Origin of the sequence: Pseudomonas sp. YQ_5 (genome assembly GCF_043103305.1) — a bacterium.
GTDB classification, from domain to species: Bacteria; Pseudomonadota; Gammaproteobacteria; order Pseudomonadales; family Pseudomonadaceae; genus Aquipseudomonas; species Aquipseudomonas putida_Y.
The window spans coordinates 1-10,496 of record NZ_JBICJS010000063.1 but is presented as its reverse complement, the minus strand read 5'-3'; the positions used below and the strand labels follow the sequence as shown (position 1 = coordinate 10,496).

Here is a 10,496-nt window from a genome sequence, read left to right as displayed (position 1 = left end):
TGAGCGTGTCTTTGATCGCTTCCGACCAATTCCGCATCGTTGTCGGCCTCGGCAAGAGCGGCATGTCCCTGGTTCGCTTCCTGGCGAGCCGGGGCATTGCCTTTGCGGTCGCCGATACCCGCGAGCAACCGCCGGAACTGGAAACCCTGCGCCGTGATTACCCGCAGGTGGAAGTGCGCTGTGGTGAGCTGGACGTGGACTTCCTGTGCCGCGCCAACGAATTGTATGTGAGCCCCGGTCTGGCCTTGGCCACGCCGGCCTTGCAGCAGGCGGCCGCGCGAGGCGTGAAGCTGTCTGGCGACATCGAGCTGTTTGCTCGCCATGCCAAGGCGCCGATCATTGCCATCAGCGGTTCCAACGCCAAGAGCACCGTCACGACGCTGGTCGGTGAAATGGCCGCCAAGGCCGGTAAACGCGTGGCCGTGGGCGGTAACCTCGGTACTCCGGCGCTCGACCTGCTGGCCGATGACATCGAGCTGTACGTGCTGGAGCTTTCCAGCTTCCAGCTGGAAACCACTGACCAGCTCAACGCCGAAGTGGCGACCGTACTGAACATCAGCGAAGACCACATGGACCGCTATAGCGGCCTTCCGGCCTACCACCTGGCCAAGCACCGCATCTTCCGCGGGGCCAGGCAGGTGGTGGTGAACCGTCAGGATGCCCTCAGCCGACCATTGCCTGTGGAAGGCCGCCCATGCTGGACCTTTGGCCTCAGCCAGCCGGACTTCAAGGCCTTCGGCCTGCGCGAAGTGGGCGGTGAAAAATACCTGGCGTTCGAGTTCCAGGCACTGATGCCGGCGCGTGAACTGAAGGTTCGTGGCGCCCACAACCAGAGCAACGCCCTTGCGGCACTGGCCTTGGGCCATGCTGCCGGTCTGCCGTTCGAGCCGATGCTCAATGCCCTGCGCGAGTTTGGTGGCCTGGCCCACCGTTGCCAGTGGGTGCGCGAGCGTAACGGCGTCAACTGGTACGACGACTCCAAGGCCACCAACGTCGGTGCTGCCCTGGCCGCCATTGAAGGCTTGGGCGCCGATATCGAAGGCAAGCTGGTGCTAATCGCGGGTGGTGATGGCAAAGGTGCCGAGTTCACTGCGTTGCGCGAACCGGTCAAGCGTTACTGCCGCGCCGTGGTGTTGCTTGGCCGTGATGCCGAGCGCCTGGCCGAGGCCTTGGGCGATGCCGTGCCGCTGGTTCGGGTCAAGACCCTTGACGATGCTGTGCAGCGATGCGCCGAGCTGGCCCAGGACGGCGATGCCGTGCTGCTGTCGCCTGCATGCGCCAGCCTCGACATGTTCAAGAACTTCGAGGAGCGTGGACGCCTGTTCGCCCAGGCAGCGGGAGGTCTTGCATGATCTTCGGCATCTTCAAACCCTATCCGTCGCCGCTGATCAGCGGCCGTGGCGTCGACCTGGACTTCCCGATGCTCGCCGGTTGCCTGGCCTTGCTGGGCCTGGGCCTGGTAATGATCACTTCGGCATCCTCGGAAGTGGCTGCTGTACAGTCGGGCAACCCGCTGTATCACATGTTCCGCCACCTGGTGTACGTGTTCCTTGGCCTGGTGGCCTGTGGTGCGACCCTGCTGGTGCCGATCGCCACTTGGCAGCGCATGGGTTTCATGATGCTGATTGGTGCCTTCGGCCTGCTGGTACTGGTACTGGTGCCGGGCATCGGCCGTGAAGTCAACGGCTCCATGCGCTGGATCGGTTTCAGCTTCTTCAACGTGCAGCCTTCAGAAATCGCCAAGGTGTTCGTGGTCATCTACCTGGCCGGCTACCTGGTACGCCGACAGACTGAGGTGCGCGAAACCTGGATGGGCTTCTTCAAGCCGTTCATCGTGCTGCTGCCCATGGCCGCCTTGCTGCTGATGGAGCCGGACTTTGGCGCCACCGTGGTGATGATGGGCGCGGCGGCGGCCATGTTGTTTCTGGGTGGGGTGGGGCTGTTCCGCTTCAGCCTGATGGTGGCGCTGGCGGTGCTGGCGGTATTTGTCCTGGTACAGGCGCAGCCGTACCGGATGGCGCGCCTTATTACGTTCACCGACCCCTGGGCCGACCAGTTCGGTTCGGGCTACCAGCTGACCCAGGCACTGATTGCCTTCGGCCGTGGCGAGTGGCTGGGTGTTGGTCTGGGCAACAGCGTGCAGAAGCAGTTCTACCTGCCTGAAGCGCACACCGACTTCGTGTTCTCGGTACTGGCGGAAGAACTGGGCGTGGTCGGCTCGCTGGTGACCGTAGCACTGTTCGTGTTCGTTACCGTGCGCGCCCTGTACATCGGCCTGTGGGCCGAGAAAGCCAAACAGTTCTTTGCCGCCTACATGGCGTTCGGCCTGGCTTTCCTGTGGATTGGCCAGTTCCTGATCAACATCGGTGTGAACGTCGGCCTGCTGCCGACCAAGGGCCTGACCCTGCCGTTTCTCAGTTACGGGGGGAGTTCGCTGGTGATCTGTTGCGCCTGCGTAGGGCTGTTGCTGCGCATCGAGTGGGAGAGCCGCACGCACCTGGGCAGTGAGGAGCACGAATTTAGCGAAAGCGATTTTGCCGAGGAGACCAGTCATGGCCGCTGAAGGCAAAAATGTACTGATCATGGCCGGCGGTACCGGGGGGCACGTATTCCCGGCGCTGGCCTGCGCCCGTGAGTTCCAGAAGCGCGGTTACAGCGTGCACTGGCTGGGTACCCCGCGTGGCATTGAGAACGAGCTGGTGCCACAGGCGGGTTTGCCACTGCATCTGATCCAGGTCAGCGGTTTGCGCGGCAAAGGCAAGCTGTCGTTGCTCAAGGCACCGTTCACGTTGGTCAAGGCCGTGCTGCAGGCACGGCGCATCATTCGCCAGCTCAAGCCCGTATGTGTCCTGGGCTTTGGCGGCTATGTGACCGGCCCCGGCGGCGTGGCCGCGCGGCTGTGCGGCGTGCCACTGGTGATCCATGAGCAGAACGCCAGGGCCGGTACCGCCAATCGGTTGCTGGTGCCACTCTCGGCGCGGGTCTGCGAAGCTTTCCCGAACACCTTCGAGGCCAGCGACAAACGTCGCACCACCGGTAACCCGGTGCGCCCGGAGCTCTTCATGGAGGAGCAACGCGCGCCCTTGGGCGAGCGCCGTGCACGCCTGTTGGTACTGGGTGGCAGCCTGGGTGCGGAACCATTGAACAAATTGTTGCCTAAGGCCCTGTCCGAAGTGCCCGCCGCGCTGCGGCCAGAGGTATTCCACCAGGCCGGCAAGCAACACGCGCCGATCACCGCCGAGCGTTATCACGAGGCGGGCGTCGCGGCTCAGGTAGAGCCTTTCATCAAAGACATGGCCCAGGCTTATGGCTGGGCCGACCTGGTGGTGTGCCGGGCCGGTGCCCTGACCGTCAGCGAACTGGCGGCAGCAGGCCTGCCTTCGATGCTGGTGCCTTTGCCCCATGCGATCGACGATCACCAGACCCACAACGCCCAATATCTGGCCCGCGAAGGCGCTGCCTTCCTGATGCCACAAGCGACAACTGGCGCAGCGCAACTCGCTGAACGCCTGAACGAGGTGCTGATGCAACCCGAGAAACTCAACGTCATGGCAGGCACCGCACGGCGCCTGGCCAAACCTGCTGCAACCAGCACCGTGGTCGATATCTGCCTGGAGGTGGCCCATGGTTGAGAGCCAGAAAGCCATGCCCCAGCCGAAGATGGGCCGTATTCGCCGCATTCACTTCGTCGGCATCGGCGGCGTGGGTATGTGCGGTATTGCCGAAGTGTTGCTGAACCTGGGCTATGAAGTGTCCGGTTCGGACCTTAAAGCCTCGCCAGTTACCGAGCGCCTGGAGTCCTTCGGCGCTGAGATCTTTGTCGGCCACCGCGCCGAGAACGCCGCCACCGCCGATGTGCTGGTGGTGTCCAGCGCCATCAACCCGGCCAACCCGGAAGTTGCCACCGCCCTCGAGCGACGCATTCCGGTGGTGCCGCGTGCCGAGATGCTCGCCGAGCTGATGCGTTACCGCCATGGCGTGGCCGTTGCCGGTACTCACGGCAAGACCACCACGACCAGCCTGCTGGCTTCGGTGTTCGCCGCCGGTGGCCTGGACCCGACCTTCGTCATCGGTGGCCGCCTTACCGCTGCTGGCACCAATGCCCAGCTGGGCACCAGCCGCTACCTGATCGCCGAAGCAGACGAAAGCGATGCCAGCTTCCTGCACCTGCAGCCGATGGTGGCGGTGGTCACCAACATCGATGCCGACCACATGGCGACCTACGAAGGTGACTTCAACAAGCTGAAGAAAACCTTCGTCGAGTTCCTGCACAACCTGCCGTTCTATGGCCTGGCGGTGATGTGCCTGGACGACCCGGTGGTTCGCGAGATCCTGCCGCAGGTGAAGCGCCCGACCGTGACCTATGGCTTCAGCGAAGAGGCCGACATCCGCGCCATCAATGTACGTCAGCAGGGCATGCAGACCCACTTCACCGTGCTGCGCCGTGATCGCGAGCCGTTGGAGGTTTCGGTGAACATGCCCGGCAACCACAACGTGCTCAACGCCCTGGCCACCATTGCCATCGCCACTGACGAAGGCATTACTGACGAGGCCATCATCCAGGGCCTGTCCGGCTTCCAGGGTGTCGGCCGTCGCTTCCAGGTGTACGGCGAGCTGCCGGTCGAAGGCGGCAGTGTGATGCTGGTCGACGACTACGGCCATCACCCGACCGAAGTGGCGGCGGTAATCAAGGCTGTGCGCGGTGGCTGGCCAAGCCGCCGCCTGGTGATCGTCTACCAGCCGCACCGTTACAGCCGCACCCGCGACCTGTACGACGATTTCGTCCAGGTGCTGGGTGATGCCAACGTGCTGCTGCTGATGGAGGTCTACCCGGCCGGTGAAGAGCCGATCCCCGGTGCCGACAGCCGTCAGCTGTGCCACAGCATCCGCCAGCGCGGCAAGCTGGACCCGATCTACATCGAGCGCGGCGCCGAGCTGGCGCCGCTGGTCAAGCCACTGCTGCGCGCTGGCGACATCCTGCTCTGCCAGGGTGCCGGTGATGTTGGCGGCCTGGCCCCGCAGTTGATGAAAAGCCCGCTGTTCGCAGGCGCCAAGCAGGAGAAGTCGAAATGACCAGCGCCTACGACAAGCTGCACTCGACCCTGGACGTCAAGGCGTTCGGCCGCGTCGCCGTGCTGTACGGTGGCAAGAGCGCCGAGCGTGAAGTGTCGCTGAAATCCGGCGCCGCAGTGATCGATGCGCTGAGCACTGCCGGCGTCGATGTGGTCGCCATCGACGTCGGTGATGACCTGCTCGCACGCCTGCAAAGCGAGAAGATCGACCGCGCCTTCATCATCCTTCACGGCCGTGGTGGTGAAGACGGGAGCATGCAAGGCTTGCTGGAGTGCCTGGGCATCCCTTACACCGGCAGCGGCATCCTGGCTTCGGCGCTGGCGATGGACAAGCTGCGCACCAAGCAGGTGTGGCAGAGCCTGGGCATTCCCACACCACGCCACGCGGTGCTGGCGAGCGAAAGCGATTGTTTGCAGGCCAGTACGGAACTGGGCTTCCCGCTTATCGTCAAACCCGCCCATGAAGGCTCTAGCATCGGCATGGCCAAGGTGAACAGCGCCCAGGAACTGGTCGCCGCCTGGCAGGATGCCGCCAAATACGATTCCCAGGTACTGGTGGAGCAGTGGATCCACGGCCCGGAGTTCACCATCGCGGTACTGCGCGGCCAGGTGCTGCCGCCGATCGCCTTGGGTACGCCGCATGTGTTCTACGACTACGACGCCAAGTACATCGCCAACGACACCCAGTACCGCATCCCCTGCGGGCTGGATAGCGTCAAGGAACAAGAGCTGATCGACCTGACTGCGCGCGCCTGCAATGCCATTGGCATCGAGGGCTGGGGGCGGCTGGACGTGATGCAGGACGAGCAGGGCCGGTTCTGGCTGCTCGAAGTCAACACTGCACCGGGCATGACAGATCATAGCCTGGTGCCCATGGCGGCCCGCGCGGCTGGCCTGGACTTCCAGCAACTGGTGCTGGCAATCCTGGCCGAAAGCGTGGCGACGCGAGGCTAATAACCATGCAAGGCGCGATGATACGTCAGCAGCAACCCGTTACCGGCCGTAACAAGCCGGTGCCGCGTGGTGCCAGCCGGCTGGTGGCCGACGAGCCCGTATCGGCGCGCCTGCCCAGGCCAAGCCTGGGCGGCCTCAAGCGCTTGCTGTGGCCGGTGTTGCTGGTGGCGGCCGGCTTTGGTGCCTACGAGGGCGCCGTTCGCCTGATGCCGTACGCCGACCGCCCGATCACCAAGGTCGATGTGCAGGGCGACCTCAGCTACATCAGTCAGCAGTCGGTGCAGCAGCGTATCGCGCCCTATGTGGCGGCGAGCTTCTTCAGCGTCGACCTGCCGGCGATGCGGGCCGAGCTGGAGCAGATGCCGTGGATCGCCCACGCCGAAGTGCGCCGGGTATGGCCCGACGAGGTGGTAATCCGCCTTGAAGAACAGCTGCCGGTGGCACGCTGGGGTGATGCAGCCCTGCTCAACAACCAGGGTCAGGCTTTCGCCCCGCGCGAGCTGGCCAATTATGAGCATTTGCCGCAGCTGGCCGGGCCGCAGCGTGCTCAGCAACAAGTCATGCAGCAGTATCAGGTATTGAGCCAGATGCTGCGCCCCCTGGGCTTTTCCATCGCTCGCCTGGAGCTGCGCGAGCGAGGCAGCTGGTTCCTGACCACCGGTGCGAGCAGTGCCGGGCCAGGCATCGAGTTGCTGCTGGGGCGCGATCATCTGGTGGAGAAGATGCGCCGTTTCATTGCCATTTACGACAAGACACTCAAAGACCAGATCACCACTATCGCCCGCATTGATCTGCGTTATTCCAACGGACTTGCCGTTGGTTGGCGGGAACCGATTGCACCGACGACGGCCCAACCCGCCGTTGCGAAGAATTAGAGAGAGACAGGACCATGGCAAACGCGCATAGCGGCAAAATGATCGTCGGGCTGGACATTGGCACCTCCAAGGTGGTGGCGCTGGTGGGCGAAGTGGGCGAAGACGGCACCCTGGAAATCGTCGGGATCGGCACTCATCCGTCCCGTGGCCTGAAAAAAGGCGTGGTGGTGAACATCGAGTCCACCGTGCAGTCGATCCAGCGCGCCGTGGAAGAGGCGCAACTGATGGCCGGCTGCCGTATCCACTCGGCGTTCGTCGGTGTGGCCGGTAATCACATCCGCAGCCTGAACTCCCACGGCATCGTCGCCATCCGTGACCGCGAGGTCAGCCTGGCCGACCTGGAGCGCGTACTCGACGCCGCCCAGGCCGTGGCGATTCCGGCGGACCAGCGCGTGCTGCACACCTTGCCGCAGGACTACGTGATCGACAACCAGGAAGGCGTGCGCGAGCCGCTGGGCATGTCTGGCGTGCGCCTGGAAGCCAAGGTTCACGTGGTCACTTGCGCAGTCAACGCCGCCCAGAACATCGAGAAGTGTGTGCGCCGCTGCGGCCTGGAAATCGACGACATCATCCTCGAACAGCTGGCTTCGGCCTACTCGGTACTGACCGATGATGAAAAAGAGCTGGGCGTGTGCCTGGTGGACATCGGTGGTGGCACCACCGACATCGCCATCTTCACCGAGGGCGCCATCCGCCACACGGCGGTCATCCCGATTGCTGGCGACCAGGTGACCAACGACATCGCCATGGCCCTGCGTACCCCGACCCAGTACGCCGAGGAGATCAAGATCCGCTACGCCTGTGCCCTGGCCAAACTGGCTGGCGCGGGCGAGACCATCAAGGTGCCGAGCGTGGGCGATCGCCCACCGCGCGAGCTGTCGCGCCAGGCCCTGGCCGAGGTGGTGGAGCCACGTTACGACGAGCTCTTCACCCTGATCCAGGCCGAACTGCGCCGCAGCGGCTACGAAGACCTGGTGCCCGCCGGCATCGTCCTTACCGGCGGCACCGCGAAGATGGAAGGTGCCGTGGAACTGGCCGAAGAAATCTTCCACATGCCGGTACGCCTGGGCGTGCCGCACAGCGTTCGGGGGCTGAGCGACGTGGTGCGCAACCCGATCTATTCCACTGGTGTGGGCTTGCTCACCTACGGCCTGCTCAAGCAGTCCGAGGACTTGGCCCTGACCGGTAACAGCAACAGCAGCAGCAACAGCTATGGCGATGAACCGAAGGCCCCAGTGCTTGAACGTTTCAAGAAGTGGGTCCAGGGCAACTTCTAAGTTTCAAAGCAGTAGTGGTAGGCGCAACAACTAGAGAACTGTAAGGAGAGGGAAAATGTTCGAGCTCGTAGACAACGTCCCGCAAAGCCCGGTCATCAAGGTGATCGGCGTTGGTGGTGGTGGCGGCAACGCCGTCAATCACATGGTCAAGAGCAGCATCGAAGGCGTGGAATTCATCTGCGCCAACACCGATGCCCAGGCGCTGAAAAACATTGGCGCGCGCACCATCCTGCAATTGGGCACTGGCGTGACCAAGGGCCTGGGTGCCGGTGCCAATCCGGAGGTCGGCCGTCAGGCCGCGCTGGAAGACCGTGAGCGCATCGCTGAAGTGCTGCAGGGCACCAACATGGTGTTCATCACCACCGGCATGGGTGGCGGTACCGGTACCGGTGCTGCGCCAATCATTGCCGAAGTGGCCAAGGAAATGGGTATCCTCACCGTTGCAGTGGTGACTCGTCCGTTCCCGTTCGAAGGCCGCAAGCGCATGCAGATCGCCGATGAAGGCATCCGCATGCTGGCTGAAAGCGTCGACTCGTTGATCACCATCCCCAACGAGAAGCTGCTGACCATCCTGGGCAAGGATGCCAGCCTGCTGTCCGCCTTCGCCAAGGCTGACGATGTACTGGCTGGTGCCGTACGCGGTATCTCCGACATCATCAAGCGCCCCGGCATGATCAACGTCGACTTCGCCGACGTGCGTACCGTGATGGGTGAAATGGGCATGGCCATGATGGGTACTGGCTGCGCCAGCGGCCCGAACCGTGCGCGCGAAGCCACCGAGGCAGCTATCCGTAACCCGCTGCTGGAAGACGTCAACCTGCAGGGCGCCCGCGGTATCCTGGTGAACATCACCGCAGGCCCGGACCTGTCGCTGGGTGAGTACTCCGACGTGGGTAGCATCATCGAAGCCTTCGCCTCCGACCACGCGATGGTCAAGGTCGGCACCGTGATCGACCCGGACATGCGCGACGAATTGCACGTGACCGTGGTGGCCACTGGTCTGGGCGCACGCATCGAGAAGCCTGTGAAGGTGGTCGACAATACCCTGCAGACTGCCCAGCAGGCATACGAAGCGTCCAATCCTGCGCCGGTGCGCCAGGAGCAGCCAGCGGTCAACTACCGTGACCTGGAGCGCCCGACCGTCATGCGCAACCAGGCGCATGCAGGTGCTGCCGCAGCCGCTAAACTGAACCCTCAGGATGACCTGGACTACCTCGATATCCCGGCATTCCTGCGTCGTCAGGCTGATTAATGGAATTTATCAGGGGTATAAAGGTGATTGGTATTCATCAAAGGTTGGGTCTGTTATCATCCCCAGCCTTTGTTGATACCTGTTCGCAATTTGCGCTGAAGCGGCCAATGCCATGATTAAACAACGCACCCTGAAGAATACCATCCGTGCCACAGGTGTCGGTCTGCACTCCGGGGAGAAGGTTTACCTGACCCTCAAGCCTGCACCTGTTGACACCGGCATCGTCTTCCGCCGCGCCGACCTCGACCCTGTGGTCGAAATCCCTGCGCGTGCGGCCAACGTCGGCGAGACAACCATGTCGACGACGTTGGTCAACGGTGACGTCAAGGTCGATACGGTCGAGCACCTGCTCTCCGCCATGGCGGGCCTGGGCATCGATAACGCCTACGTCGAGCTCTCCGCCTCGGAAGTGCCGATCATGGATGGCAGCGCCGGTCCTTTTGTATTCCTGATTCAGTCTGCCGGCCTGGAAGAACAGGACGCAGCCAAGAAGTTCATCCGCATCCTGCGTGAGGTAACCGTGGAAGAGGGCGACAAGCGCGCCACGTTCCTGCCTTTCGAAGGTTTCAAGGTGAGCTTCGAGATCGATTTCGATCACCCGGTGCTTCGCAACCGGACCCAGAGCGCCAGCGTCGACTTTTCCAGCACCTCGTTCGTGAAGGAAGTCAGCCGCGCGCGTACTTTTGGCTTCATGCGTGACATCGAGTACCTGCGCAAGCACAACCTTGCGTTGGGTGGCAGTGTCGAGAACGCCATCGTGGTCGATGAGGACGGCGTGCTCAACGAAGACGGCCTTCGTTACGAAGACGAATTCGTCAAGCACAAGATCCTCGACGCCATCGGCGATCTGTACCTGCTGGGCAACAGCCTGATCGGCGAGTTCAAGGGCTTCAAGTCCGGCCACGCGCTGAACAACCAGCTGTTGCGCAAGCTGATTGCTGAAACCGATGCCTGGGAAGTGGTCACTTTCGAAGATGCCAGTACGGCACCGATCTCGTACATGCGCCCTGTTGCGGCCGTGTAAGTTCGAACACTCTCTAGTTCATTAAGGCCACCTTCGGGTGGC

9 protein-coding genes are annotated in these 10,496 nt (G+C 63.0%); all 9 read left to right on the top strand.

The annotated features are described in order from the left end of the window. Positions 1-5 precede the first annotated feature (5 nt). The 9 genes from murD (at position 6) to lpxC (ending at position 10,454) form a co-directional block, all read left to right on the top strand. Positions 6-1,352, top strand: a complete 1,347-nt coding sequence (murD, locus tag ACF8EA_RS14940) for a UDP-N-acetylmuramoyl-L-alanine--D-glutamate ligase (protein ID WP_392522451.1) — start codon at positions 6-8, stop codon at positions 1,350-1,352. After that, complete coding sequence (ftsW, locus tag ACF8EA_RS14935) at positions 1,349-2,563, top strand: putative lipid II flippase FtsW (RefSeq protein WP_021784155.1); 1,215 nt, start codon at positions 1,349-1,351, stop codon at positions 2,561-2,563. The genes murD and ftsW overlap by 4 nt, the downstream gene beginning before the upstream one ends. Next, positions 2,553-3,632, top strand: coding sequence for an undecaprenyldiphospho-muramoylpentapeptide beta-N-acetylglucosaminyltransferase (murG, locus tag ACF8EA_RS14930; protein ID WP_021784156.1), 1,080 nt, complete (start codon positions 2,553-2,555; stop codon positions 3,630-3,632). The genes ftsW and murG overlap by 11 nt, the downstream gene beginning before the upstream one ends. Then, positions 3,625-5,073 (top strand): UDP-N-acetylmuramate--L-alanine ligase, encoded by a 1,449-nt coding sequence (gene murC / locus ACF8EA_RS14925; RefSeq protein ID WP_176682614.1) that lies wholly within the window; start codon positions 3,625-3,627, stop codon positions 5,071-5,073. Before murG ends, murC begins: the two co-directional genes overlap by 8 nt. After that, positions 5,070-6,026, top strand: a complete 957-nt coding sequence (locus ACF8EA_RS14920; protein ID WP_021784157.1) for a D-alanine--D-alanine ligase — start codon at positions 5,070-5,072, stop codon at positions 6,024-6,026. The genes murC and ACF8EA_RS14920 overlap by 4 nt, the downstream gene beginning before the upstream one ends. A gap of 5 nt (positions 6,027-6,031) precedes the next feature. Next, positions 6,032-6,901, top strand: a complete 870-nt coding sequence (locus ACF8EA_RS14915) for a cell division protein FtsQ/DivIB (RefSeq protein WP_392522449.1) — start codon at positions 6,032-6,034, stop codon at positions 6,899-6,901. A gap of 14 nt (positions 6,902-6,915) precedes the next feature. Beyond that, positions 6,916-8,178 carry a cell division protein FtsA gene (gene ftsA, locus ACF8EA_RS14910; RefSeq protein ID WP_003251867.1) on the top strand — a complete coding sequence of 421 codons (1,263 nt, stop codon included), beginning with the start codon at positions 6,916-6,918 and terminating at the stop codon, positions 8,176-8,178. A 55-nt stretch (positions 8,179-8,233) separates the two neighbouring features. Further along, entirely contained in the window at positions 8,234-9,430 is a 1,197-nt protein-coding gene (ftsZ, locus tag ACF8EA_RS14905; RefSeq protein WP_003251871.1) for a cell division protein FtsZ, read from the top strand. Positions 9,431-9,542: 112 nt separating this feature from the next. Continuing rightward, complete coding sequence (gene lpxC / locus ACF8EA_RS14900) at positions 9,543-10,454, top strand: UDP-3-O-acyl-N-acetylglucosamine deacetylase (RefSeq protein ID WP_003251873.1); 912 nt, start codon at positions 9,543-9,545, stop codon at positions 10,452-10,454. The last annotated feature ends 42 nt before the right edge of the window (positions 10,455-10,496 follow it).

Coding starts and splice junctions, on each gene's coding strand:
- ftsW (WP_021784155.1), top strand. CDS start 1,349: ATGATCTTCGGCATCTTCAAACCCTATCCGTCGCCGCTGATCAGCGGC.
- murG (WP_021784156.1), top strand. CDS start 2,553: ATGGCCGCTGAAGGCAAAAATGTACTGATCATGGCCGGCGGTACCGGG.
- murC (WP_176682614.1), top strand. CDS start 3,625: ATGGTTGAGAGCCAGAAAGCCATGCCCCAGCCGAAGATGGGCCGTATT.
- ACF8EA_RS14920 (WP_021784157.1), top strand. CDS start 5,070: ATGACCAGCGCCTACGACAAGCTGCACTCGACCCTGGACGTCAAGGCG.
- ACF8EA_RS14915 (WP_392522449.1), top strand. CDS start 6,032: ATGCAAGGCGCGATGATACGTCAGCAGCAACCCGTTACCGGCCGTAAC.
- ftsA (WP_003251867.1), top strand. CDS start 6,916: ATGGCAAACGCGCATAGCGGCAAAATGATCGTCGGGCTGGACATTGGC.
- ftsZ (WP_003251871.1), top strand. CDS start 8,234: ATGTTCGAGCTCGTAGACAACGTCCCGCAAAGCCCGGTCATCAAGGTG.
- lpxC (WP_003251873.1), top strand. CDS start 9,543: ATGATTAAACAACGCACCCTGAAGAATACCATCCGTGCCACAGGTGTC.